Below are 23,174 nucleotides of genomic sequence, written 5' to 3'. Positions count from 1 at the left end.
TGCTCCTTCCTTCCGAACCGAACGCGCCCGCATGATCCGACTTCACCTGGAGATCGACGATCTCCGCAGCCACCATTACCGCGTCACGATGACGCTGCCGCATCCGGCTCCGCGCCAGCGCCTGTCGCTGCCGGCGTGGATTCCGGGCAGCTATCTGGTGCGCGAGTTCGCCCGCCACCTGAGCGATCTGAAGGCCAGCCAGGGCCGCCGCGAGGTGGCGCTGACCCAGATCGACAAGCACACCTGGGAGGCCGGCTGCAGCGGCCGCGGCGCGCTGACGCTGAGCTGGCGGGTCTACGCCTTCGACAACTCGGTGCGCTGCGCCTGGCTGGACGCGCAGCGCGGCTTCTTCAACGGCACCGGCGTCTTCCTGCGTGCCGAGGGCCGCGAGGCCGACGAGCACCGGGTCACGCTGGGCGCCCTGCCCGAGGGCTGGCAGGTCGCCACCGGCCTGCCCGAGGTGGCCCCGGGCGAGTGGTCGGCGCCCGACTACGACGCGTTGATCGACCATCCCTTCGAGCTGGGCGCCTTCTGGCGCGGTCGCTTCACCGCCTGCGGCACCGAGCATGAGTTCGTCGTCGCCGGCGCGCTGCCCGGCTTCGACGGCGAGCGGCTGCTGGCCGACACGAAGAAGATCTGCGAGGCGCAGATCCGCTTCTGGCATGGCCGCGACGACGGGTGCGACCCGCCGCCCTTCGAGCGCTATGTCTTCATGCTCAACGCCACCGACGACGGCTACGGCGGCCTGGAGCATCGCAACAGCACCGCGCTGATCTGCACCCGCCGCGACCTGCCGCGCCGCGGCGACGCCGGCAGCTCCGACGGCTATGTCACGCTGCTCGGGCTGATCAGCCACGAGTATTTCCACACCTGGAACGTCAAGCGCCTGAAGCCGCGCGAGTTCGCCGCCTACGAGCTGCAGCACGAGAACTACACGCGGCTGCTGTGGTTCTTCGAGGGCTTCACCAGCTACTACGACGACCTGTTCCTGGTGCGCACCGGCCTGATCGACGAGGCGCGCTATCTGCGCCTGGTCGCGCGCACCGTCAACCAGGTGCTGGGCACGCCGGGCCGGCGGGTGCAGAGCGCCGCGGCGGCCAGCTTCGACGCCTGGGTCAAGTACTACCGCCCGGACGAGAACAGCGCCAACGCCACCGTCAGCTACTACACCAAGGGCGCGCAGATCGCGCTGTGCCTGGATCTGAGGCTGCGCGCGGCCGGGCGCGGCTCGCTCGACGAGGTGATGCGCGAGCTCTGGCGCGCCAGCGGCGGCGGCCCCATCGGCGAGGACGACATCCTGGCGGCGCTGCGCCGCGTGGGCCGGCGCGACTTCGCGCCCGAGATCGCCGCCTGGGTGCACGGCACGGACGATCTGCCGCTGACCGATCTGCTGCCCGCGCTGGGCGTCGACCTGCGCCGCGAGCGCCCGCTGCTGCAGCAGCGTCTGGGCGCGCGGCTCAACGAATCGACCGCCGGGCTGAAGGTGCAGGCGGTGCTGGCGGGCGGGCTGGCCGAGGCCGCCGGCCTGTCTGCGGGGGACGAGATCCTGGCGCTGGGCGACTGGCGCATCGTCAAGCCCGAGGACCTGACGCTCTACGGCGCCTTCGAGCAGCCGCTGCCGCTGCTGGTGGCGCGTGACCGCCGGCTGCTGCGCCTGACGCTGCCGGCGGCCGGCGAGGTCGAGGGCGCGGTCGCGCTGTCGCTGCAGGGCAAGCCTGCCGCGGCCGTGCGGCGTCGCCGCGAGGCATGGCTGGCGCGCTGAAGCCGGCACGCGCGCTGCGGCCGCTGCCGGCGCTGGCGCTGCTGGTCGCGGCGGTGCTGCTGGTGCACGGGTGGCTGCTGGGCTGGCTGGGCGAGCTGCTGCGCCTGCCGCCGGCCCCGGCGATGGAGCGCCTGGAGGCGGTCTACACCCGCATGCTGGCGCCGACCGCGCCGCCGGCGGCTCCCGCGGCCGCGCCGGGCGGGGCGCGTGCAGGTCCGCCGCGATCGGCCCCGGCGCGGGCGCTGCAGCCGCGGCCGGCGGCTTCCGACGCGCCGCTCCCGGCCTCCGAGCCGGCCGACGGCGCGGTCGAGATCACCGTGTCCGGCGAGGCGCCGGTGCCGCAGCCGCCCGACTTCGACCCGAGCGCCGCACCGGGAACGGTCGCCGGCGCGATCGGTCCCGGCGCGTCGGCGTCGTCCGCTGTCGCGGCCGCTTCTGCCACGCCTGCCACCGCTGCGGCGGTGGCCGCGCCGGGTCCGGCCTTCGACTGGCCGCTGTCGACGCGGCTGCGCTACGAGCTCAACGGCTGGTACCAGGGTCCGGTGACCGGCTCGGCCCAGGTCGAGTGGCTGCGCGCCGGCGAGCGCTACCAGGTCCACCTCGAGGTCGCGATCGGCCCGAGCGTGGCGCCGCTGATGTCGCGCCGGATGAGCAGCGAGGGCCGCATCACGCCCGAGGGCCTGCGGCCGCAGCGCTACGAGCAGGAGACGCGCCAGCTCGTCGGCCGCACCCGGCTGCAGCAGATGAGCTTCGTCGAGGAGGGCGTGCGCCTGCCCGACGGCCGCCAGATGCCCGCCAGCGCCGACGTGCAGGACAGCGCCAGCCAGTTCATCCAGATGGTCTGGCTGTTCTCGACCCGGCCGGAGCTGCGCCGCACCGGCAGCCGCGTCGAGTTCGACCTCGCGCTGCCGCACCGGGTGCGCCGCTGGGTCTACGAGGTCGGCGAGAAGGTGCCGGTCAGCACGCCGCTGGGGCCGCTGGAGACCTTCCATGTCCGCCCGGTGCCGATCACCACCGCGCTGCCGGAGGCGGGCGCCGAGGCGGTGCGCCGCGGCGGCAGCATTCTCAGCGCGCAGATCTGGTATGCGCCGACGCTGCAGATGCTGCCGGTGCGCATCCGCCTGGAGCAGGACACCGAGACCTGGGTCGACCTGCTGCTGTCGGAGGTGCCTCAGCAGGCCGGCGCGGCCGTGCCGACCGGGACGGGCACCCAGGCGGGTTCGTCCGCAGCGACAAAATAGAACGATCGTTCTATAGTCCCGGCTGCTGCGGCGCAGCATGGTGCTGTACCGTTCCCCGTCCTCCCTCGCTCAGGATCCCCCTCCATGACCGAACGCACCTACGAGAACATCCTTGTCGAGACCCGCCCGGGCACCGGCGCCAACGCGCTGTCCTATGGCTGGATCACGCTGAACCGGCCCAAGGCGCTCAACGCGCTCAACGACGGCCTGATGGACGAGCTCGGCGAGGCGCTGCTGGCCTTCGACGCCGACGACTCGATCGCCTGCGTGGTGGTCACCGGCAGCGAGAAGGCCTTCGCCGCCGGCGCCGACATCTCGGTCATGCATCCGTTCGACTTCCCGAACGCCTTCCGCAAGGGCCTGATCTCGCGCAACTGGGACACCATCCGCCAGGTGCGCAAGCCGATCATCGCGGCGGTCTCGGGCTTCGCGCTGGGCGGCGGCTGCGAGGTGGCGATGGCCTGCGACTTCATCATCGCGGCCGACAACGCGAAGTTCGGTCAGCCCGAGATCAAGCTGGGCATCATTCCCGGCGCCGGTGGCACGCAGCGCCTGCCGCGCGCGGTGGGAAAAAGCAAGGCGATGGACCTGGCGCTGACCGGGCGCATGATGGACGCCACCGAAGCCGAGCGCGCCGGGCTGGTCTCGCGCGTCGTGCCGCTGGCCGAGCTGCATGCCGAGGCCGCGAAGGCCGCCGACGCGATGTGCGGCTACTCGCTGCTGGCGCTGCTGGCGACCAAGGAGAGCGTCAACCGCGCCTTCGAGTCGCCGCTGGCCGAGGGTCTGCTGTTCGAGCGCCGGCTGTTCCACGCGCTGTTCTCCAGCGCCGACCAGAAGGAAGGCATGGGCGCCTTCCTCGAGAAGCGCGCGCCGAACTTCACCCACCGCTGATGCCGCATTGACGCGGCCTTGACGCCGGACAGACGGGCGCCCCGGTACCCTGCTTTTCAGGGGATCGAAACGAGAAATTCGTCACTATAGTGGCGGCCGCATCGTTTGCGAATCTTCCATATCGGGGTCTGCCGTGCTGTCGCGTCGTCTGTTCCTGCCTGTTCTCGTGCTGCTGGCCGCCGGCCTGTCATGCGCCGTCGCCGCGCCGGTGGCCGGTGGTGGCGGCGGCGGGGACACGCGCACCGTGCTGCCGTCCGAGGCACGCGAGCAGATGCTGCAGCGCCACAACGAATGGCGCCTGCATGCCGGCGTGGCGCCGCTGGCCTGGTCCGACGAGATGGCGCGGTCGGCCGGCCAGTGGGCGCTGCGGCTCGAGCGCGGCCGCGGCCGGCCCTGCGACGCCCAGCCCAGCCCGGACCTGCACATCGGCGAGAACATGTACTGGTCCAGCGCCTACCGCTGGAAGGACGGCCGCACCGCGCTGCAGCCGCTCGATCCGGTCTACGTCGTCGACCAGTGGGCGCAGCAGGGCGCCGATCTCGACCCCGAAACGCACCAGTGCCGCACCGGCCGGGTCTGCAGCCACTACCAGCAGCTGGTGGCGCCGGCGGCGCGCGAGGTCGGCTGCGCGCGGCTGGTGTGCCCGGCGCTCGACCAGGTCTGGATCTGCCAGTACCGGCTCGGCTGAGTCGGCTTCAGGACCTGGCCTGCGCGGCCAGCCGCTTCTCGATCTCGGCGGCGGGAATCGCGCCGGGCGCGCGCGTGCCGTCCTCGAAGACGATCGCCGGCGTGCCGTTGACCTTGTGCTTGCGCGCCAGCGCCGCGTTGCGCTCGATCGCCGTGGTGTCGCACTGGCCCATCGCGCGCTGCGGCGCCACGCCGTCGATCATCCAGCTGCGCCAGGTGGTGGTGTTGTCCTTGGCGCACCAGATCGAGCGCGACTTCTCCGGCGAGTCGCCGCCCAGGATCGGGATCACGAAGGTGTAGACGGTCACGTCCTTGACGTTGACCAGATCCTTCTCGAGGCGCTTGCAGTAGCCGCAGTTCGGATCGGCGAAGACGGCGATGCGGCGCTTGCCGTTGCCGTTCTTCCAGACGATGGCGTCCTTCAGCGGCAGCGAGGCGAAGTCGATCGCGGTGAGCTTGTCGATGCGCTCCTGCGTCAGGTCCTTGCGGGTGGCGGTGTCGATGATCGAGCCCTGGATCAGGTAGCTGCCCTTGGCGTCGGTGTACATCACCTCGGTGCCGATGCGCACCTCCCACAGGCCGGCGACCGGCGCCGGGCGGATCTCGTCGATCTTCGGCAGGTTCTGGAAGCGCTCCGCGAAGGTCTTGCGGATGTCGGCCTCGTCGGCGCGCACGGCGGTGGCGGCCAGCAGGCCGAGGGCCGCGACGCAGGCGGCGAGGGCGGACGGGGCGAGACGCGGGAACATCATGGGCTTCCTTGGTGATCCGGAATGGGTCGGGACTCGGGCCGCTCAGGCGTCGAGTGCCCGGGCGGTCAGCCAGCGCTTGAGCGGACCGAGATGATGGACCAGAGTCATTCCGTGGTTGCGCAGTTCCCTCAGCGGCGGTGCGGGTTGAGCGAACAGGTGCAGCAGTCCGTCGGTCAGCCGGCTCATCGCCAGCGTCGGCACGCTGCGCTCGCGGGCGTAGCGGCGCAGCAGGCGCTCGTCGCCGAGCGGGCGCCACGGCGCGGTGCGCCGCGCCTCGACCAGCACCTGCGCCAGCACCCGCACGTCGGCCAGGCCCAGGTTCAGGCCCTGGCCGGCCAGCGGATGCACCGCATGCGCCGCGTCGCCCAGCAGCACCCAGCCGGGGCCGCACCAGCGCGCGGCCTGTCCGACCCGCAGCGGCCAGGCCGCGCGCGGCGAGACCGGCTCGAGCCGGCCGGCGGCGCCGCCGGTGGCCTCCTGCAGCCGGGCGGCGAAGTCGGCGTCGGACAGCGCCATCACCTGCTCGGCCTCGGCCTGCGGCAGCGACCAGACCAGGCCGTAGCCGTGGCCGGCCTGCGGCCGGTCGAAGGGCAGCAGCGCCAGGATGTCCGGATGGCGGAACCACTGCCGCGCCACGCCGTGGTGCGGCTGGTCGCTCACCACGCGCGCCGCCACGCCCAGGTGGCCGTAGGCGAAGGCCTCGAAGCCGGCGCCCAGCGCCTCGCGGGTGACGGAGTCGCGGCCCTCGCAGATGGCGGTCAGCGCCGCCGGCGCGGGCTGCGTCAGCCGCTGCACATGCGGCGCGAAGCGCAGCGCCTCGCCGAGCACCTGCTCGAGCGCGGCGGCGTCGACGATCCAGGCCAGCTCGCCGGTGCCCTGCTGCCAGGCGCTGAATTCCAGCGTGCCGCCGTCGTCGCCGCGGATCTGCATGTCGCTCACCGCGGTGCGCGCGTCCTCGGGCAGCGCGTCCCAGACGCGCAGCTCGCGCAGCAGCGCCACCGCGCCGGCATTGAGCGCGTAGGTGCGCACGTCGGGCGCGGCGTCGCGCCGGGGCGGGGCGGCCAGCAGGCCGACCTTCAGGCCCTCGCGCGACAGCGCCAGCGCCAGGCTGGTGCCGACCGGGCCGCCGCCGCGGATCAGCACGTCGAGCGTCGAGGCGGAGGAGGATCCGGAGCCGGCCGGACTGGAGGCGAAGGGAGGCACGAGCATGATGGGGCAAGATTGTAGGAACAGCCCGACCGAGATCCCGACGATGCCTTTCCCCGACACCTCCGCCCCCTTCGATGCTGACGACGCTGACGACGGCAGCAGCGCCTTCACCGTGGCCGCGCTGCATCTGCATCCGGTCAAGTCCTGCGCCGGCCTGAGCGTGCCCGAGGCCCGGCTGGCCGCCACCGGCCTGGCCGGCGACCGCGAGTGGATGCTGGTCGACGCGGCGGGCGAGTTCGTCTCGCAGCGCGAGCACCCGCGCATGGCGCTGATCCGGCCGCGGCCGCAGCCCGGGGGCGGCTGGGCGCTGGCGCTGCCCGACGCACAGGCGCCGCTGGCGCTGGCGCCGTCGCCCGAGTCGGGCGACCGGCTGCGGGTGCGCATCTGGGACGACGAGGTCGATGCACGCGCGCCCAGCCCCGAGGCCGACCGCCGTCTGTCGGCCTGGCTGGGCGAGCCGGTGCGGCTGGTGCATTTCGCCGCAGGGCAGCGCCGGCTCTCCAGCCGCAAGTGGACAGGCGACCTCGAGGCCGAGAACGCCTTTTCCGACGGCTATCCGGTGCTGGTGGTGTCCGAGGCCGCGCTGGACGAGCTCAACCGCCGCCTGGCCGCGCGCGGTGCCGCGCCGGTGACGATGCAGCGCTTCCGGCCCAATCTGGTGCTGGCCGGCCTGGACGCGCATGCCGAGGACCACCTCGACGAGCTGCACATCGCCACGCCCGACGGCCCGGTGGTGTTGCGCCTGGTCAAGCCCTGCCCGCGCTGCCCGATCCCGAACATCGATCCCGACTCCGCCGTGCCCGGCCACGAGCCCGGCGACACGCTGGCGGGCTACCGGGCCGATCCGCGCGTGGGCGGCGCGATCACCTTCGGCATGAACGCGGTCATCGTCGAGGGCGTCGGCCGGCGGCTGGCGGTGGGGCAGGGCGGCCGGGGCACGGTGCGTTTCTGAGTTCCGGCACGAGTCGCTACTCTCCATGCGGATCGACATGAAGCGCGTGCTGCGCGAGCGGCTTCCCGGGCTGTGGCGCCCCGTCGGCATGGCCATCGACCGGCGCGAGCGTCTGCGGGTGGTGTGCGGCGCCGGGCTGGGCCTGGGGCTGGCGGCCTGGCTCAGCCATCTGCTGGCGCCCTGGGGCGCGCCCTGGCCCTGGCTGGTGGCCCCGATCGGGGCCAGCACCGTGCTGATCTTCGCGGTGCCGGCCAGTCCGCTGGCGCAGCCGTGGGCGGTGGTCGTCGGCAACACCGTGTCGGCGGCCTTCGGCGTGGCCTGCGTGCGGGCCCTGCCGCACCAGCCCGAACTGGCCGCGGCGCTGGCGGTGGCCGGGGCGATCGCGCTGATGCTGCTCACGCGCAGCCTGCACCCGCCGGGCGGGGCCGCGGCGTTGCTGATGGTGCTGGTCGGGGCGTCCGACTGGCGCGTGGTGCTGGCGCCGGTGGCGCTGAACTCGGTCCTGCTGGTGGCCGCGGGCGTGATCTACAACACCGCCACCGGGCGGCGCTATCCGCATGTGGCGACGCCGGCCGCGGCCCCGCCGTCGACGCTGGAGACCTTCGCCGAGGCCGATCTCGACGCGGTGCTGGCCCGCTACAACCAGGTGCTCGACGTGCCGCGCGACGATCTGGGCGAACTGGTCCGCGCGGCGCAGGAACAGGCCCATCGCCGTCGCATGCAGACCCTGCGCTGCCGCGACCTGATGACGCCCGATCCGCACGCCGTCGAGTTCGGCACCTCGCTGCAGGAGGCCTGGGCGCTGATGCGCCGCCACCGCATCAAGGCGCTGCCGGTGGTGGACCGCTACCGCCATCTGGTCGGCATCGTCACGCAGGCCGACTTCCTGCGCCATGCCGGGCTCGACGACCGCCCGGGCGGCCTCGACGGCATCGAGGGCCGGCTCAAGCGCCTGCTGCAGCCCACGCCGGGGCCGCGCTCGGACAAGCCCGAGGTCGTCGGCCAGATCATGACGCGCAAGGTGCGCGTGGTCAGCGCCGAGCGGCCGCTGGCCGATCTGGTGCCGCTGTTCTCGGCCGGCGGCCATCACCACCTGCCGATCATCGGTCCGGGCAACCGGCTGATGGGCATGCTGACGCAGGCCGATCTGGTCGCCGCGCTGGCTTCGCCGGGGGCCCGGGTCATTACAATCCGCGACTGAGACTGCCTGCCGGCGGACCTCCCGTCCCCGCCCCGGCCCGTTCACCCGAACGCGCACCCCGGTGATGCCGACGTTCGGCTCGATGGTGCAGCAAGTCCCTGATCCACAAGGAAATCCACATGAGCCTCAAGTGCGGCATCGTCGGTCTGCCCAACGTCGGCAAGTCCACCCTCTTCAACGCCCTGACCAAGGCCGGCATCGCCGCCGAGAACTATCCGTTCTGCACCATCGAGCCCAATGTCGGCGTGGTCGAGGTGCCCGATCCGCGTCTGGCGAAGCTGGCCGAGGTGGTCAAGCCCGAGCGCATCCTGCCGGCCATCGTCGAGTTCGTGGACATCGCCGGCCTGGTGGCGGGCGCGTCCAAGGGTGAAGGCCTGGGCAACCAGTTCCTCAGCCACATCCGCGAGACCGACGCGATCGTCAACGTCGTGCGCTGCTTCGAGGACGACAACGTCATCCACGTCGCCGGCCGGGTCGACCCGATCGCCGACATCGAGGTGATCCAGACCGAGCTGTGCCTGGCCGACCTGGGCACCGTCGAGAAGACGCTGCAGCGTTCGCTGAAGGCCGCGCGCTCGGGCAACGACAAGGACGCCGCCGCGCTGGTCAAGGTGCTCGAGAAGTGCCAGGCCGCGCTGGACCAGGCCCGCCCGGTGCGCTCGATCGACTTCAGCAAGGAAGAGCTGGTGCTGCTCAAGCCGCTGTGCCTGATCACCGCCAAGCCGGCGATGTTCGTCGGCAACGTCTCCGAGACCGGCTTCGAGAACAACCCCTTCCTGGACCGCCTGAAGGAATACGCCGCCGCCCAGAAGGGCGAGGTCGTGGCCATCTGCGCCAAGACCGAGAGCGAGCTGGCCGAGATGGAGGACGAGGACCGCGCGATGTTCCTGGCCGAGATGGGCCAGGACGAGCCGGGCCTGAACCGCCTGATCCGCGCCGGCTTCAAGCTGCTGGGCCTGCAGACCTACTTCACCGCGGGCGTGAAGGAAGTGCGCGCCTGGACCATCCGCGTCGGCGACACCGCGCCGCAGGCTGCCGGCGTCATCCACGGCGACTTCGAGCGCGGCTTCATCCGCGCCCAGACCATCGCCTACGAGGACTTCATCAAGTTCGGCGGCGAGCAGGGCGCCAAGGACGCCGGCAAGATGCGCGCCGAAGGCAAGGAATACGTCGTCAAGGACGGCGACGTGATGAACTTCCTGTTCAACGTCTGATTGCTGCCGCGCGACCGGCCGTCCGGCGTGCGGATCGATCGTTTCCGGGATCCTGTTTCAGGGTCATCCGGTCACGGGGCGTGCATCGGGCACGCCTCGTGCTATAGTGCGAGCTGATTGTTGCCGTTCCGCTTACCTCAGCAGCATTCTGTCGCACTGCGGGCCCGCATGGGCCTTGCGTCCTCGGCGGCACCGTCCCGGTTCCGGGTCGTGCGGCCCCTCCAGGCAAGCTCCGTCTGGTACATCGATCCCGACTCCTGTCGTCCCCGGCTGATGCAGAGGGCGTGACTCGGGACCCTGATCTGCCCCTCGTCGGGCAGTCCTGCCGAACGTTCCAGGCAGTCCTCGCGCAGGCAGCACCGCTGCTGCGCCCGTTTCTTGATTCCATCTTCTTCTGATCTCCGCACGGTGGGCCGGTTCGTTCTGTCCCCCTCCTCCAGACCGACCGACTGCGGCCGGTTCGCGGCATCGCTTTCCATTCGCAGCGGCCACGGCAGCGAGACCCACGACCGGGTCTTCCGCTTCGTCCCGCTGTTCCCGACATCCGAGGCCGCCTCGCAGTACGCGATGGACCAGGGCCTGGGATACCTCCACCAACCCGCGCTGCCGGCCTGAACGATTCAGGACGGGGCGCCACTGCACAGGAATTCTGCTCATGGCCAAGGAAGAACTCATCGAAATGCGCGGCGAGGTCGAGGAAGTGCTGCCCGACTCGCGTTTCCGCGTGAAGCTCGAGAACGGGCACAGCCTCATCGCCTACACCGGCGGCAAGATGCGCAAGCACCACATCCGCATCCTGGCGGGCGACAAGGTCTCGCTCGAGCTGTCGCCCTACGACCTGAACAAGGGTCGCATCACCTTCCGTCACCTGGAGCAGCGCTCCGGTGGCGCGCCGTCCGCTCCGCGCCGGCGCTTCTGAACAACGACCCGAGCTCCGGCTGGCGCTGGAGACGGTCGTGAATGACCTGGCTGCCGCGGCAGGTCGAGACATCCCGCGGCGTTTCTGAAAGGGTCCATCATGGACAACAAGCTCTACGTCGGCAATCTGCCCTACACGATGCGCGACGAAGATCTGCGCGAGCATTTCGCGCGCTTCGGCGATGTCGCATCGGCCAAGGTCATGACCGACCGCGAGACGGGCCGCTCCAAGGGCTTCGGCTTTGTCGAGATGGGCTCGGGCGAGGAAGCCCGCAGCGCCATCACCGGCATGCACGGCCAGTCCTTCGGCGGCCGCGCCCTGGTCGTCAACGAGGCTCGCCCCCGCGAAGCCCGTCCGGCCGGCGGCTTCGGTGGCGGCGGCTTCGGCGGCGGCAACCGTCGCAGCAGCTACTGAGCGACTGCTCCCCTGTCGCCCGGCGTGGTCCGGGCGCGACCAGAAGGCCGTGCACTGCACGGCCTTCTGTCCTTTCGGGCCCTCACTCCACCAGATCGCGGTAGGCGTGCCAGCTCGCGTGGCCGAGCAGCGGGAAGATCACGACCAGCCCGAGCAGCGCGGTCGCGTAGCCGATCGCCATCAGCGCGACGATCAGCGCCGCCCACAGCAGCATCGCCGCCGGGCTGGCGCGGCAGGCGCGCACGCTGGTGGCGATCGCGCCGACCAGGTCGCTGTCCTCGCGGTCGAGCAGCATCGGCACCGACACCACCCCGATCGCGAACACCCCGGCCGCGAACAGCGCGCCGATGCCGACGAAGGCGACGGCCAGCGCGGCGTAGCGGCCCGACAGCAGCACGTCGAACAGCAGGTTCGACAGGTCCGGCACCAGGCCGCCGTAGAGCAGCGCGAAGCTCACCGCGCCGACCCGCTCCCAGGCCAGGAAGGCGATCGCCAGCAGCAGTCCGAACAGTGCCAGCGAGCCGGCATTGCGTCCGCCGTCGGCCAGCGCCTCGCCCAGGTCGGGTCGCTGGCCGGCCAGACGCTGGCGCGACAGCGCGTGGAACGGCAGCGCCGCCAGCGGCGCGATCAGCAGGAAGCCGCCGACCAGCGCCGGCGCCAGGTGCGGCGTGCTGCGGCTGGCCACCAGCAGCACCGCGCCGAGCGCCCCGACCGCCAGGCCGCCGGCGAGGCTGGCGGCCGGGTGATGCGACAGGTCCTCCCAGCCGCGGCGCAGCCATCGCAGCGGCTGCCCGACCGCGACGCTGCGGACGGCGGGTGCGTCGCTCGCCTCATGGGCGTGACGCGGAAGGTGACCGGTGACATGTGCGACATGAGCCATGGTGCGGATCTCCTGCGGGCAGACAGGCCGGCCGCCCCGTGCGAGCCGGCGGTGCGCCGATGCTAGGACGCCGTCCGGCGTCGCACCACCGGGTTCGCCAGAAGTCGGGATGCGACCAAGGACACATATTGTTTCATATGCCTTGCCTCCGGCTGCATCCGTCCGGCGCCGGCCGGGCTAGTGGAAGAAGAGACGATCGTCGCCAGCCCGGCGCCGACGGCTCTCCGATCCATCCACTCGCCTCCGGGAGCCCTGCCATGAACGCCAACCGTCACCCCGCCGATGCCCGCCGCCTTGCCTTTGCCGCTGCCGTGCTGCTGAGCGCCGGCCTGGCCGCCTGCTCGTCGACCTCCGCGCCGATGACCGCCAGCGCGACCACCTCGATGACCGCCGCCTCGCAGGCCGGGCTGCCGACGCCGGTGCAGGTGCCCGCCGGCCACCGCGTCGCCTGGGAAACCGTCGGCGTCGGCCAGATCACCTACGAATGCCGCGCCAAGGCCGGCACGCCGGGCGCGTTCGAGTGGGTCTTCGTCGGCCCGGACGCCGAGCTGCGCAGCCGCAGCGGCATGAAGCTGGGCCGCTACTTCGGCCCGCCGGCGACCTGGGCCTCGGACGACGGCTCGGCGCTGACCGGCACGCAGGTCGGGCTGGTGCCCGCCGCGGCCGGCAACATCCCGCTGCAGCTCGTCAAGGCCAATCCGGCCACCGGCCGCGGCGTGCTCGAGGGCGTGAGCTACATCCAGCGCGTGGCCACCCGCGGCGGCGTGGCGCCGGCGATGGCCTGCGGCGAGGGCCAGACCGGCCAGCGCCAGGTGGTGCAGTACCAGGCCGACTACATCTTCTGGAAGCCGGGCGCCTGAGCCGGGCGAATGCCCCCAGGCGGCTGACGGCCGGCGGCCGTGGCCCGGTGTCCTGGGTCGTCCCCTCTCGCAGAATGGTCCGACGCCGCTGCCGAGATCGAAAGGACCGCCCTTGCCCCCTGCCGCCGCCTCCGCTGCCGCCGCCCCGACCCTCGACCATGATGCCGCGCTGCAGGCCTGCGCCCGCGGCGAGCGCTTCGCGCTGCGCATGCTCTACGAGCACGAGGGCCGCTGGCTGCTCGGCGTGGTGCGGCGCATCGTGCGCGACGACGCGCTGGCCGAGGACGTGCTGCAGGACGCCTTCCTGCAGGTCTGGCAGCGCGCTGCCACCTTCGATGCGGCGCTGGGCTCCGGCCGGGGCTGGATCTACACCGTGGTGCGCCACCAGGCGCTGCGCGCGGTGCGCGGCGGCCGTGGCGTCGAGACGGTCGCGGTCGATCCGGAGGATCTGGCCGGCCTGTCGGACCGCCTGCAGTCCGCCACCGCACCCGACGGCGAGGACCGCGGCCTCGACACCGCCGGCCTCGAGCGCTGCCTCGACCGGCTGGAGGAGCGCCCGCGCGCCTGCGTCGTGCATGCCTATGTCGATGGCTACACCCACGAGCAGATCGCCACCCGGCTGGGGGCGCCGCTGGGTTCGGTCAAGTCGTGGATCCGCCGCAGCCTGCTGGCGCTGAGGGAGTGCCTGTCCCCATGCTGAATCTGCAGACCCCCGAGGACCGCAGCGCCGCCGCGGGCGAATACGTGCTGGGCACGCTGGCGCCGGACGAGCGCGAGGCCTTCGAGCGGGCGCTCGGCGGTGACGCCGCGCTGCGCGCCGAGGTCGCGCACTGGCAGGACCGCTTCCTGGCGCTAAGCGCCCGGGTGGCGCCGGCCGAGCCCTCGGCCGGGCTGTGGCGGCGCATCGAGGCGCGCCTGTCGCCGGGGGCCGCCGCCGCGCGTGCCCCGGCCGCGACGCCGCCCTGGTGGCAGCGCCTGGGCCTGTGGCAGTCGCTCAGCGGGCTGGCGCTGGCCGGCTGCGTGCTGCTGGGCTCGGGGCTGGTGCCGCGGCTGATGGCGCCGCCGGCCGCGCAGCAGCAGTTCGTCGCGGTGCTGCAGGCGCCGCAGGGCGGCGGCAACGGCTGGGTGGTCGAGGTGCGGGTCGACGCGGCGGGGCAGGGCCGGCTGCGGCTGCGCCCGGTCGTGCCGCCCCAGGCGCCGCCGCCGGGCCGCACGCTGCAGTTCTGGACCAAGGCCCCCGGCGCCGCCGGCCCCAGCTCGCTGGGCCTGGTGCGCACCGACGCGGGCGGCGCCATCGAGCTGCCGCTCGAGCGCCTGCCCGACCTGCGCCCCGAACAGCTCTTCGAGATCACCCTCGAGCCCGAGGGCGGCTCGCCGATCGGCCGCCCGACCGGGCCGATCCTGTACGTCGGCCGGGCGGTGCAGTTGCAGGGCTGAGGTCGCGCAGCCACTGCGCGTCCCCGCGTTCATGGGGGACGACGCTTCACGATTGTTTACGTTCAGCTATCGAATGGCTAAGCTCGATCGCTGATTCCAGAAGATAACAAGTCCATCAGGGAGGACATGCCGGCGCCCCGCCGGCATGAAGGCCGCCGGCGTGTCTGCGCGCGGGCGGTGGCGTGGGGCCTGCGCGGCGTGCGTGCGGGCCGGCGATCCTGGCGGGCTTGCGATGCCGGCTGCCGGGCTCCGCGGTGGCCGCGTCGTCGGCTGCGGATCGATCGCGGAGAAACGCATTGACTTCACGCCTGCATCACATGATCTCGTCCCCCCTGCGCACCCTGTCGGCCATCGCGCTGGCCCTGTCGCTGTCGGCCTGCGCCACCATCATGGGCCAGCCGACCCAGCTCGTCCCGATCGCCAGCACGCCCAGCGACGCCTCGATCTCGATCACCGACGAGGGCGGCACCGAGATCTTCCGCGGCCGCACCCCGACCTCGGTGACGCTGCCCAAGAGCACCGGCCGCTACTGGGGCGGCAAGAGCTTCAAGGTCGTGATCACGAAGGACGGCTATCAGACCCAGACCATCCCGGTCACTTCGGCGCCCAACGGCTGGTATCTGGCGGGCAACTTCCTGTTCGGCGGCCTGATCGGCTGGTTCGTCGTCGACCCGCTGAGCGGCAGCATGTACACGCTGTCGCCGGACGCCATCTCCGCGCAGATGAGCGCCAGCACCGCGCAGAGCCACAACAACCGCGCCACCGACGGCAGCATCTCGATCGTGCTGCTGCAGGACGTGCCGGCGGCGCTGCGCGACAAGATGGTCCGGGTGAACTGACGCCGGCACGGCCGATGGAGGCACCGCCGCCCCCTTGTTCATGGGGCGGCGGCCGGCGGATTGTTCACTTTTGGCTATGGCTTGGATAAGCTCGATCGCAGATTTACAAGAGCCAGCAAGCCAATCCAGGGAGGGAGCGCAGTCGTGCCGAGGCACGGTGCGCGGGTCGGCTGCGCGTCGAGCGCAGGCGGCCGTGTGTGCATGCGTCGTTCCCGACGGAGCTTGACCGATCTTGCGAGGTCCGTCGCCTGAGCTCCGCGGCGCCGGATCGGTCTGGATGCCGCGGAGATACACACAGGGACCGACGATCATGAGCCTTTCCTCCTTTCCCCGCCTTTCTTCCTTGCGCCTGCTGGGCGGCCTTGCGCTGGCCGCCGTGCTCGGAGCCTGCGGTGCCAGCGACGACAACGTCGTGCTCGACACCAGCGAGACGATCGCGGACGGCAGCTATGTTTCGTATGCGCTGGACGCCGGCACCTATCAGGCCGAGATCACCGCGTCGAACAACGGCGTGAACATCCAGTGGGTCGGCGGCAACTGCAGCGCGGTCAGCAACATCAAGACCTACGTGCAGACCTGCACGATGAGCAGCAAGGGGCAGCTCACCATCACCAACCCGACGCTGCTCGGCCTGGGCGGTGCAGAGATCGTGACGATCAAGCTGACGGAGAAGTGAGGCGATGGGGCCGCTCGTTCTCAAGCGCTGGAAAGCCGGCTCGGCGCCGGTGGACGACGACCGCAACCATGTGCTGATCGAGGGACGGCAGGGCGGCCTGGTCTCCTGGCTGCTGGCGAGGCTGCGCATCGATCCGAGCACGACGATCACCGTCGGGCTGGAGCGGATGGTCTTCACGCAGTCCTCGCTGGCCGGCACCGAGTCGCGCGTCATTCCGCTCGAGGGCATCTGCTCGAGCTACTACGGCTATCACAAGCCCTGGAAGCGGGCGCTGCTGCTGTTCGTGCTGGTGCTGGCGGGCGGGCTGGCGCTGGGTCTGCGCCTGTCGCAGTCCGGCCAGGCCGGCGACGCCTTCACCGCGATGATCGGCGGGCTGGTGCTGGCGCTGCTGGTCTCGCTGCTCTACTACTTGCTGAACCGCACGCTGACGCTGGGTTTCGTCGAGCACAGCGGCATCATCAACGGCATCGTCTTCAAGCGCTCGATCATCGAGAACGTCGACATCGACCACACCCAGGCCCGCGCCGTCTGCCTGCTGGTGCAGCGCCTGATCGAGCTGAAAGCCCGCCGCGCCCTGCAGGCCTCCCCGCCCCCCCGCAAGCCCGACTGACGGCCCGCCCGTCACGCCGCGCCCACGCAGGTCCCCGTCCCGCCCCGCGCCCGCCCCGTCATGCCCGCGCAGGCGGGCGCACCCCCGTCCCCCTCCCACCTCGTCATGCCCGCGCAGGCGGGCACCCACGCCCATCCCCATCCCCGGGAAAACAGCCCCGGAAATCCCCGCTTATTTCTCATTTCAAGCCGTCACGCTTCCCCCGCGTGCCCGTCCGCTGCCTAGACTGGATCCTTCACCGGGATCGAAGAATCCCGCAGCCCGCGCCCTGGATGCGCTGCGGCTGACGCACAAAGACGCCGTGGGAATGGACGCGACCGCACCAGCAGGGAGAGATGCGGCTTGACGACGACAACACCGGCCACGCTGCCGACCTACGACCGCTTCATCGAGCCGCTGCTGCGCTTTCTCGCCGGCCGGCCGGAGGGCGCGCCCGCCCGCGAGGCGCACGAGGCGGCGGCCGACGCGCTCGGGCTGGACGCCGCGGCGCGCCAGCAGCTCGTGCCCAGCGGCGCGCAGCTCATCTACAAGAACCGCGCCGGCTGGGCGCATGACCGGCTCAAGCGCGCCGGGCTGTCGGACAGCCCGCGGCGCGGCTGGTGGCAACTGACCGAGGCCGGCCGGCGTTTCGTGGCCGAGCATCCCGAGCCGCTGACCCGCGATCAGGTCGGCACGCTGGCGATGTCGCATCTGGATGCGCGCCTGCGCGCGGTGGCCGTCGATGTCGGCGAGGACGAAACCGCCGCCGCGCAGCCGGTGGCCAGCCCCGAAGAGCGGCTGGGCCTGGCGCTGGAGGAAATCCGTCGCTCGGTCGCCGCCGAACTGCTGGACACGCTGGCCACCGTGACGCCGGCCTTTTTTGAAACCCTGGTGCTCGACCTGCTGCACCGCATGGGCTACGGCGCCAACCGGGCGGATCTGCAGCGCGTGGGCGGCTCGGGCGACGCGGGCATCGACAGAATCATCTCTCTGGACCGGCTCGGCCTAGAAAAGGTCTATGTGCAGGCCAAGCGTTGGGCGGCCCAAGGATGTCCCTGATGTTGATGATTTTTACTTTTCAATGGCAAGTTGAATGAAAATAGGAGGTTCTCCAGCATGGCGTTTTCGACTAACAAAAGAACATTTTTAAATTTTGCGTCCCCGGCCCCCTTGTTGAAAACATATTGTATACTCGTGGCAATTGAGCTTGCATTAAAAGATGCTGCCGTTCCTGCGGGGCGCGGAGGGCATGATGTGCCCACAATGTTAGATAATGTGGCTGATAGTATCTCTGGGGCGCCTAGCATTTCTGGGGCATTGAAATCAATTTCGTTGCAATTGAGGAGGGATCTTGCGTCTATTACTTGCCAAGAAAAGGGTGGAGCAGTCGGTAATGTGCCGCCGTATAGCTATCCTTACATCCGGTATAGTAGGCATTCTGGTGATTGGGGCGGGGTCAATGAAACCTCGCCTGCTTTGATATCGGGGCTTGAGGTGACCTGCAATAATTTGCTTGGGCTGCTCACTACTCATGGTTCTACTATTGGAGTTCATTTGTGATGTCAATTTCCAGAATAATTGAATTATTGAAGTCGCTCACAAAACCTAATTTGAATGATGCAGGTGCTGTGCTGGATGAGGTTAAGGTTGTATTTGTTCCTCCTATACTTCATATCGATGCGGTGAGTGCCATATTTGATGACATTGATATTGAGGCTCGAATAGGTGAATTGGAGAAATTGCTTGCCATTGAGAATAATGGCTCTCCTGTTTTTTTGGAGAGACTTATATCAAGACTGCCAATTTCGATAAATGCACTGACGCGAGAGGAGGCAGAGGCTAAAAGCAAATGGGTAAGATTGGGCCGTAATTCAACATGGGTTTCTTCATTTCTTGGTGACGTGGCTAAGCACGAAAATCTGTCGCAGCAGTGTAAGCCACAATTTGTTCACTTCTATGGCTACAAAGGTGGACAAGGTCGTTCAACCGTTCTTGCAATGCTTGCGAAGGCATTGGCAGATGATGGATATCGAGTGCTCTTGGTCGATGCAGATATCGAGGCCCCGTCATTGGACTTATTGTTTGGCGTGTCTGCCGATCAGTTCTCACAAACATTGATGGGGCTTTGTGGTTGGGCTGAATCACTTTCTCCTATTGCTGGAGCTTATACAGGAGTATCACAAGGACGTATCGATTTGGTGCCATGCCGACCAAGAGTTGTTGGAGCTGACCTTGATTTTGCACTGCTTGCTGCAAATGCCCCTCTGGATACTCGATTGTTCGAAAGTGCGGCGGGCAAGCTAAAAGAAAGTTTGGCGAGCAGGACTGATGAGTATGATGTTGTTCTTGTCGATCACAGGACTGGCATGGCTTCATCTGTATTACCTCTCATAAGCAGTTTGCCAGGGGGGGCGGTAATATTTGCACGTACTGACTTTAACACAGCAGCTATTCCATCGGAATTGCGATACGTGGTTCGCTCGATATTTTCGAATACATCTGTTGTGCCCGGTGTTTTTTGCAGCTTTTCGCTTGACCCCAACAGGGCGGCAACTGCGGCCGCCTCGCCAACCGAGGCTCGCATGCGTGAGGAGCTATTGAGTGAGCTTGCCGCCGCAATACAGACGTCGAATGACGGGGCGACTGCCGAGGATCTTTCGCTCAACTGGATTGATTGGTACCTAGATCGCGCGCTGCTTGAGCCATCTTTGCCAATTGTTTCAAAACTTCAGGCTGACAATATCAGGTCACTGAATTTGTTGCGGGAAGTTCTCGCATTGCCATTAGGGCGCCGCAGAAATCTAGCAGGAGCAGCTAGCCCTATAGTTATTGATTCTCCGAGTAATGATATAGCCTCTGTGTCGGGCGCAAAGGATTTTGGTAAATTTATCCATACTCCAGAAGTAGAAAGATTATTTATTTCTGGAAATCCCTATTCTTATGTACTTGGACGGAAAGGTACAGGAAAGACTCGGATCGTTAGGGAGTTGTACGCGCGACGCCTTGGACTTCCACTTTTGGTTGCTGCGGATGCAGAAGCATCGTTGGCACTTCAAAGTCAATCTATTGAGGCGCAAGCATGGCTAGAAAAATGCAAATTTGATGCGCCCACTTTTTGGTGGTCTCTTCTCCGTGTGGCTCTTGCGCGCCCCGCGGGGGTTTCTATTGCGCAACTAATATCTGAATATATATCGAAAGGCATTGAGCCGAGCGAATTGGCGGATCGATTGAAGATCAAGTCTTTGATAGTGAGCTTGCCTGAGCCACAGGTTTTTCTTGTTGATGGTCTTGAGACATTGGTCCCGGCGGTTAATATTAAAAGATTTGTCGGAGCACTCTTTGATTTAATGGGGGCTGTGCAGAATGATGGCGCTCTCTCGAGTAAAATTACTATCAGAGTATTTGTTCGGGAGGATTTGGCTTCTGATTCTTTGCAGAATGTCGAGCAGCAGATGGAGGGGAGAAAAGTTATATTAAAATGGAGTGCCGTTTCCATTTTAAATTTCGCAATTTCCCGCATTCCAACTCTGAATTGGATTAAAATTAAATTCCCTGAGGTTTGTGAAGATATTGATCGTCAATGGGGTTTGGTGGAGCGTGGCGCAATGTCGGAGCAAAGTGCTACGGAACTTCTTTTGAGAATATTTCCTCAGCGACTGAGGCGCAATAACTTGTCTACAGCCACATTCTTGAGACTTTATTTCTCTGATGCTGGTGGTGATGATACAAATAAGGCCACATTTTATCCTCGGTTGTACTTGTCTTTCCTGAAAAAGTTGGATGATTTGGCGGCTATCACAAGCAAACCTGTGGATTCTGAGGGTAGAATTATTTCATCTCTCTTGAATCAGGCATACGATGATGCTTCAGGGGAGTTTATTAGTGAAACAAAGCAGGAATTGTTGCATCTTCTGTTTTTGGAATATAAAGATCATGGCATTGGTGAGCATGAGACTGATCAGGAGAAAGTTGCCAAGTTTATTGCTGCATTTGATGGGTTAAGTACACCTTTTGATTATGAGGCCTTGGTTGATAAATTGTGTGAAAAGACAAAATTTAATGAAAAATCAGTTAGAGAGTCTTTGCAGCGCATGAAGTCAATTCGGATGTTCGAGAATAGACCTGGCTATGCAGGATGGTGGCGTGTTGGTCAATTATATAAAATGGGTCTTAATATGAAATATTCTCGATGAGAGGTGTTTGTTAAGCTGGGTGGATTCATGTCATGTAGATAATTGCCGGTTTAATAATTGTCGCATCCCATGGGGGCACTTCTCGAAACCGGCCCTGACCACCACCTGAACCGAGGACTGCGGACTGCGGCAAGATGGCGCCCCATGATCACGCCCCGCATCAAGCCATCGAGCTTCTTTCCTGAAGAGGCCGCGGACGACCTGTTCGTGGCGCAGCAGCGCAAGGCTAAGCTGGAGGGCTACGTGCAGACGCTGGCGGCGATGGACGAACTGATCGACTTCGCGGGGATGGCTGCGGCGGTGGACAAGGCCTGCCCTCGTGCGGACCGCAGCAAGGGCGGACGCCCACCGTACCCGACCGAGGCGCTGGTGCGCATGGTGTTCCTGCAAGGGCTGTACAACTTGTCGGACGAGCAGTGCGAGCACCAGGTGCTCGACCGGCTGAGCTTCCAGCGGTTCTGCCGGCTGGAGGGCGCGCTGAACATTCCGGACGCACGCACGCTGTGGAGCTTCCGGCAGCGACTGGCCGCGGGCGGGCTGGGCGGCCGGGCGATCTTCGAGAGCTTGAGCCAGCAGTTGCAGCGGCACGGCTTCATCCCGAGGGGCGGGCAGATCGTGGACGCCAGCATCGTGCAGGCGCCGATCACGCAAGCCAACGCCCGGGAGCGCGAGGCGCTGAACAAGGGGGAAGCGCCCGAAGGCTGGAGCAAGAAGCGTCTGGCGCACACCGACCGGGACGCGCGCTGGACGATCAAGCACGGCAAGTCGTACTACGGCTACAAGCTGCACGGCAACGTGGATGCGCGCTACAAGCTGATCCGCCAGATGAAGATCACGGCAGCCAATGCGGACGACGGGCAGCAACTGCCCGACGTGCTGCAGGGGGCGAACACGCGCAATCGACTGCTGGCTGACCGGGGCTACGACAGCGCGGCCAACCGCTAGGTGCTGCAGCGGCACGGACTGGCCGACGGCATTGCGCGTCGCGCCAAGCCCGGGCAGACGGCCAAGGTTCGGCTCAAGCAGCGCAACAAGACGATCAACCGCACGCGGGCGCGGGTCGAGCACGTCTTTGCGGCGCTGCGCCAGCAGGGCGGCAAGTGCGTGCGGGCGATGACGCTGGCGCGCAATGCGCTGGCCATCACGCTGCAGTGCGTGGCCTACAACGCGCGCCGGCTGGCGTGGCTGGTCAAGAGCGCAGGTGCGTCCGCACAGCCCGCGTGAGGGGAAAAAACCCGTCGCGGGGTACCGCGACGGTGGGGACAGCGGCGCGCTGCCGACATCAACTGCTCGCCCGCGCTGGATTTGTGCAGGCGTAGGCCGGGTTCAGGGCTGCAGGGTAAGTTTCGAGAAGTGCCCAGCTGGAGGGGCTGGCGATCGGCTATGGCAGCACGGCGCTGTGCCTAGAGGCGCGGGGGCGCAAGGTTGAGGCGATCTGACGCGCTGTCAGTGCTGAGGGCTGATCCCCCGCCCGTTCAAGCCTCAAAACCGTGCTGCAAACGGTAGATCTATTCCGCCTGCGCCTCCGCCAGCAACGTCTCCCAGTCATCCGGCGGATGCCCGCCGTCCAGCATCTTGCGGAACACCCGGTAGGCCTCGTCGCTGCTCTCGTAGGCGCGCTTGGTGCTCTCGTCGTTGACCCAGGCGAACACGATCACCTTGGCGGTCGCGTGGTAGCGGAAGAACAGCCGGTACTGCTGGAAGAACTTGGCCCGGAACCAGTGCCGGTGCTGGTCGCCCAGGGTGTTGCCCTGGCGGTATTCCGGCCGTGTCGGGTCTTGCGGGATGACCTCGAAGGCCAGTTGCCGGATCGCCGCCAGCCGCCTGGTGGCGTTCTTCTTCAGATAACCGGTGGGATCTTTGCGCCGCAGGGCTTCAACCTGTGAGGTCAGCGTTTCCAGCTGGGCCAGAAACAGCGGGTGGGCAAACACGGTCCAGCCGTTGACCTGCAAGGCCGGGGCGGTCGCGCCGCCGCTCATTCATCGTCCGCCGACAGCGGCGCATCCAGATCGACCTCGACGCCTTCGGTCAGCGACTGGACGCGTGCCACCAGGCTGGCGTCGATGGCTTGCAGGCGCTCCGGGTGGCGGGTGATGTCGGCGGCCAGGAAACCCAGGAAGGCCCCCAGCGCCGGGTCATCGCCCTCCGCGCCGGTCGCGCGCGTCAGCACGACTTCGCCGTTGGCGCGGATCGTGTAGTGGAGCTTGTCGCGCTTGCCCAGCTTGAGGGTGCGCCGGACGGCTTCCGGGACGGTGGTCTGGTAGCGGTCGGTGAGCGTGGATTCGGTTTCGAGCACGGTGGGCATCGTGGACTCCGGTCAGGCCTGAGGTGTTCCGAATGGTAATGCAATTGCATTGTCGGCTCAATGAGAGCGTGTTCACGATCCCGACTGCCCTGAAAATGCGGGGATGCCGACGAGAAAAGCCTACGCGAGTGACATCAGCCGAGAGCGGTTTGCGGA

The 23,174-nt window shown here is 67.6% G+C and carries 23 protein-coding genes and 1 pseudogene; 19 read left to right on the top strand and 5 right to left on the bottom strand.

Annotation, left to right across the window (positions count from 1 at the left end; all coding sequences use genetic code 11):
- Window positions 1-31: 31 nt before the first annotated feature.
- From HNQ01_RS19560 to HNQ01_RS19545, 4 genes are all read left to right on the top strand, one after another.
- On the top strand, window positions 32-1,762 hold the full coding sequence (locus HNQ01_RS19560) for a M61 family metallopeptidase (RefSeq protein ID WP_173807185.1): 1,731 nt from the start codon (window positions 32-34) through the stop codon (window positions 1,760-1,762).
- Window positions 1,747-3,003: a DUF3108 domain-containing protein gene (locus HNQ01_RS19555; RefSeq protein WP_173807183.1), complete on the top strand. Its 1,257-nt coding sequence runs from the start codon at window positions 1,747-1,749 to the stop codon at window positions 3,001-3,003. Before HNQ01_RS19560 ends, HNQ01_RS19555 begins: the two co-directional genes overlap by 16 nt.
- 84 nt (window positions 3,004-3,087) lie before the next feature.
- Complete coding sequence (locus tag HNQ01_RS19550; RefSeq protein ID WP_173807182.1) at window positions 3,088-3,894, top strand: enoyl-CoA hydratase; 807 nt, start codon at window positions 3,088-3,090, stop codon at window positions 3,892-3,894.
- A gap of 133 nt (window positions 3,895-4,027) precedes the next feature.
- The gene (locus tag HNQ01_RS19545) at window positions 4,028-4,582 is read left to right on the top strand and encodes a CAP domain-containing protein (RefSeq protein ID WP_173807181.1); all 555 of its coding nucleotides are present in this window, start codon (window positions 4,028-4,030) and stop codon (window positions 4,580-4,582) included.
- 7 nt (window positions 4,583-4,589) lie between these two features.
- Here HNQ01_RS19545 and HNQ01_RS19540 read toward each other — a convergent pair whose 3' ends face one another.
- Both HNQ01_RS19540 and HNQ01_RS19535 read right to left on the bottom strand, forming a co-directional pair.
- Window positions 4,590-5,327 carry a DsbC family protein gene (locus HNQ01_RS19540; protein WP_173807180.1) on the bottom strand — a complete coding sequence of 246 codons (738 nt, stop codon included), beginning with the start codon at window positions 5,325-5,327 and terminating at the stop codon, window positions 4,590-4,592.
- A 45-nt stretch (window positions 5,328-5,372) separates the two neighbouring features.
- Window positions 5,373-6,539, bottom strand: a complete 1,167-nt coding sequence (locus HNQ01_RS19535) for an FAD-dependent monooxygenase (protein ID WP_173807179.1) — start codon at window positions 6,537-6,539, stop codon at window positions 5,373-5,375.
- A 43-nt stretch (window positions 6,540-6,582) separates the two neighbouring features.
- On the opposite strand from HNQ01_RS19535, the gene HNQ01_RS19530 reads away from it, so the two are divergent.
- The 5 genes from HNQ01_RS19530 (at window position 6,583) to HNQ01_RS19510 (ending at window position 11,239) form a co-directional block, all read left to right on the top strand.
- The gene (locus HNQ01_RS19530) at window positions 6,583-7,491 is read left to right on the top strand and encodes an MOSC domain-containing protein (RefSeq protein WP_173807178.1); all 909 of its coding nucleotides are present in this window, start codon (window positions 6,583-6,585) and stop codon (window positions 7,489-7,491) included.
- Between the two features lie 25 nt (window positions 7,492-7,516).
- Window positions 7,517-8,692 (top strand): HPP family protein, encoded by a 1,176-nt coding sequence (locus HNQ01_RS19525; RefSeq protein WP_286180998.1) that lies wholly within the window; start codon window positions 7,517-7,519, stop codon window positions 8,690-8,692.
- Window positions 8,693-8,811: 119 nt separating this feature from the next.
- Window positions 8,812-9,906: a redox-regulated ATPase YchF gene (gene ychF, locus HNQ01_RS19520; RefSeq protein ID WP_173807177.1), complete on the top strand. Its 1,095-nt coding sequence runs from the start codon at window positions 8,812-8,814 to the stop codon at window positions 9,904-9,906.
- 655 nt (window positions 9,907-10,561) lie between these two features.
- A complete protein-coding gene (gene infA, locus HNQ01_RS19515) occupies window positions 10,562-10,825 on the top strand; it encodes a translation initiation factor IF-1 (protein WP_173807176.1) in 264 nt (87 codons plus the stop codon).
- A gap of 99 nt (window positions 10,826-10,924) precedes the next feature.
- On the top strand, window positions 10,925-11,239 hold the full coding sequence (locus HNQ01_RS19510; protein WP_173807175.1) for an RNA recognition motif domain-containing protein: 315 nt from the start codon (window positions 10,925-10,927) through the stop codon (window positions 11,237-11,239).
- A gap of 82 nt (window positions 11,240-11,321) precedes the next feature.
- On the opposite strand, the gene HNQ01_RS19505 is transcribed toward HNQ01_RS19510, so the two are convergent.
- The gene (locus HNQ01_RS19505; RefSeq protein ID WP_173807174.1) at window positions 11,322-12,119 is read right to left on the bottom strand and encodes a DUF2189 domain-containing protein; all 798 of its coding nucleotides are present in this window, start codon (window positions 12,117-12,119) and stop codon (window positions 11,322-11,324) included.
- Between the two features lie 257 nt (window positions 12,120-12,376).
- On the opposite strand from HNQ01_RS19505, the gene HNQ01_RS19500 reads away from it, so the two are divergent.
- The 10 genes and pseudogenes from HNQ01_RS19500 to HNQ01_RS19455 all read left to right on the top strand — a co-directional run bounded on the left by HNQ01_RS19500 (window position 12,377) and on the right by HNQ01_RS19455 (window position 21,937).
- Window positions 12,377-12,979: a DUF3455 domain-containing protein gene (locus tag HNQ01_RS19500; protein ID WP_173807173.1), complete on the top strand. Its 603-nt coding sequence runs from the start codon at window positions 12,377-12,379 to the stop codon at window positions 12,977-12,979.
- Between the two features lie 112 nt (window positions 12,980-13,091).
- Window positions 13,092-13,679, top strand: coding sequence for a sigma-70 family RNA polymerase sigma factor (locus HNQ01_RS19495; RefSeq protein ID WP_173807172.1), 588 nt, complete (start codon window positions 13,092-13,094; stop codon window positions 13,677-13,679).
- Complete coding sequence (locus HNQ01_RS19490; RefSeq protein WP_173807171.1) at window positions 13,673-14,416, top strand: anti-sigma factor; 744 nt, start codon at window positions 13,673-13,675, stop codon at window positions 14,414-14,416. The genes HNQ01_RS19495 and HNQ01_RS19490 overlap by 7 nt, the downstream gene beginning before the upstream one ends.
- 317 nt (window positions 14,417-14,733) lie before the next feature.
- The gene (locus tag HNQ01_RS19485) at window positions 14,734-15,255 is read left to right on the top strand and encodes a hypothetical protein (RefSeq protein ID WP_173807170.1); all 522 of its coding nucleotides are present in this window, start codon (window positions 14,734-14,736) and stop codon (window positions 15,253-15,255) included.
- A 310-nt stretch (window positions 15,256-15,565) separates the two neighbouring features.
- Window positions 15,566-15,931: a hypothetical protein gene (locus HNQ01_RS19480; protein ID WP_173807169.1), complete on the top strand. Its 366-nt coding sequence runs from the start codon at window positions 15,566-15,568 to the stop codon at window positions 15,929-15,931.
- A 4-nt stretch (window positions 15,932-15,935) separates the two neighbouring features.
- Window positions 15,936-16,541 carry a hypothetical protein gene (locus tag HNQ01_RS19475; RefSeq protein WP_173807168.1) on the top strand — a complete coding sequence of 202 codons (606 nt, stop codon included), beginning with the start codon at window positions 15,936-15,938 and terminating at the stop codon, window positions 16,539-16,541.
- Window positions 16,542-16,883: 342 nt separating this feature from the next.
- Window positions 16,884-17,579, top strand: a complete 696-nt coding sequence (locus HNQ01_RS19470; RefSeq protein WP_173807167.1) for a restriction endonuclease — start codon at window positions 16,884-16,886, stop codon at window positions 17,577-17,579.
- Between the two features lie 57 nt (window positions 17,580-17,636).
- Entirely contained in the window at window positions 17,637-18,080 is a 444-nt protein-coding gene (locus HNQ01_RS19465) for a hypothetical protein (RefSeq protein ID WP_173807166.1), read from the top strand.
- A complete protein-coding gene (locus HNQ01_RS19460) occupies window positions 18,080-20,713 on the top strand; it encodes a tyrosine-protein kinase family protein (protein ID WP_217427624.1) in 2,634 nt (877 codons plus the stop codon). Before HNQ01_RS19465 ends, HNQ01_RS19460 begins: the two co-directional genes overlap by 1 nt.
- Before the next feature lie 69 nt (window positions 20,714-20,782).
- A pseudogene (locus HNQ01_RS19455) lies at window positions 20,783-21,937 on the top strand (IS5 family transposase).
- Window positions 21,938-22,221: 284 nt separating this feature from the next.
- Here HNQ01_RS19455 and HNQ01_RS19450 read toward each other — a convergent pair.
- On the bottom strand, window positions 22,222-22,692 hold the full coding sequence (locus HNQ01_RS19450; protein ID WP_173807164.1) for a type II toxin-antitoxin system YhaV family toxin: 471 nt from the start codon (window positions 22,690-22,692) through the stop codon (window positions 22,222-22,224).
- Window positions 22,689-23,018, bottom strand: coding sequence for a type II toxin-antitoxin system PrlF family antitoxin (locus tag HNQ01_RS19445; RefSeq protein WP_173807163.1), 330 nt, complete (start codon window positions 23,016-23,018; stop codon window positions 22,689-22,691). The genes HNQ01_RS19450 and HNQ01_RS19445 overlap by 4 nt, the downstream gene beginning before the upstream one ends.
- Window positions 23,019-23,174: the final 156 nt, after the last annotated feature.

Source organism: Sphaerotilus uruguayifluvii, from assembly GCF_013294065.1.
In the GTDB taxonomy this organism is placed as follows: Bacteria; Pseudomonadota; Gammaproteobacteria; order Burkholderiales; family Burkholderiaceae_C; genus Sphaerotilus; species Sphaerotilus uruguayifluvii.
Note: the sequence above shows the minus strand (reverse complement) of the source record. Positions and strands in the feature narration are given on the sequence as shown.

Excerpts from the sequence above, each read along its gene's own strand:
- HNQ01_RS19500 (WP_173807173.1), top strand. The coding sequence starts at position 12,377 with ATGAACGCCAACCGTCACCCCGCCGATGCCCGCCGCCTTGCCTTTGCC.
- HNQ01_RS19505 (WP_173807174.1), bottom strand. The coding sequence starts at position 12,119 with ATGGCTCATGTCGCACATGTCACCGGTCACCTTCCGCGTCACGCCCAT.
- HNQ01_RS19530 (WP_173807178.1), top strand. The coding sequence starts at position 6,583 with ATGCCTTTCCCCGACACCTCCGCCCCCTTCGATGCTGACGACGCTGAC.
- HNQ01_RS19445 (WP_173807163.1), bottom strand. The coding sequence starts at position 23,018 with ATGCCCACCGTGCTCGAAACCGAATCCACGCTCACCGACCGCTACCAG.
- HNQ01_RS19485 (WP_173807170.1), top strand. The coding sequence starts at position 14,734 with ATGATCTCGTCCCCCCTGCGCACCCTGTCGGCCATCGCGCTGGCCCTG.
- HNQ01_RS19525 (WP_286180998.1), top strand. The coding sequence starts at position 7,517 with ATGCGGATCGACATGAAGCGCGTGCTGCGCGAGCGGCTTCCCGGGCTG.
- HNQ01_RS19475 (WP_173807168.1), top strand. The coding sequence starts at position 15,936 with ATGGGGCCGCTCGTTCTCAAGCGCTGGAAAGCCGGCTCGGCGCCGGTG.
- HNQ01_RS19450 (WP_173807164.1), bottom strand. The coding sequence starts at position 22,692 with ATGAGCGGCGGCGCGACCGCCCCGGCCTTGCAGGTCAACGGCTGGACC.
- ychF (WP_173807177.1), top strand. The coding sequence starts at position 8,812 with ATGAGCCTCAAGTGCGGCATCGTCGGTCTGCCCAACGTCGGCAAGTCC.
- HNQ01_RS19535 (WP_173807179.1), bottom strand. The coding sequence starts at position 6,539 with ATGCTCGTGCCTCCCTTCGCCTCCAGTCCGGCCGGCTCCGGATCCTCC.
- HNQ01_RS19555 (WP_173807183.1), top strand. The coding sequence starts at position 1,747 with ATGGCTGGCGCGCTGAAGCCGGCACGCGCGCTGCGGCCGCTGCCGGCG.
- infA (WP_173807176.1), top strand. The coding sequence starts at position 10,562 with ATGGCCAAGGAAGAACTCATCGAAATGCGCGGCGAGGTCGAGGAAGTG.
- HNQ01_RS19490 (WP_173807171.1), top strand. The coding sequence starts at position 13,673 with ATGCTGAATCTGCAGACCCCCGAGGACCGCAGCGCCGCCGCGGGCGAA.
- HNQ01_RS19480 (WP_173807169.1), top strand. The coding sequence starts at position 15,566 with ATGAGCCTTTCCTCCTTTCCCCGCCTTTCTTCCTTGCGCCTGCTGGGC.
- HNQ01_RS19465 (WP_173807166.1), top strand. The coding sequence starts at position 17,637 with ATGGCGTTTTCGACTAACAAAAGAACATTTTTAAATTTTGCGTCCCCG.
- HNQ01_RS19460 (WP_217427624.1), top strand. The coding sequence starts at position 18,080 with ATGTCAATTTCCAGAATAATTGAATTATTGAAGTCGCTCACAAAACCT.
- HNQ01_RS19540 (WP_173807180.1), bottom strand. The coding sequence starts at position 5,327 with ATGTTCCCGCGTCTCGCCCCGTCCGCCCTCGCCGCCTGCGTCGCGGCC.
- HNQ01_RS19560 (WP_173807185.1), top strand. The coding sequence starts at position 32 with ATGATCCGACTTCACCTGGAGATCGACGATCTCCGCAGCCACCATTAC.
- HNQ01_RS19510 (WP_173807175.1), top strand. The coding sequence starts at position 10,925 with ATGGACAACAAGCTCTACGTCGGCAATCTGCCCTACACGATGCGCGAC.
- HNQ01_RS19550 (WP_173807182.1), top strand. The coding sequence starts at position 3,088 with ATGACCGAACGCACCTACGAGAACATCCTTGTCGAGACCCGCCCGGGC.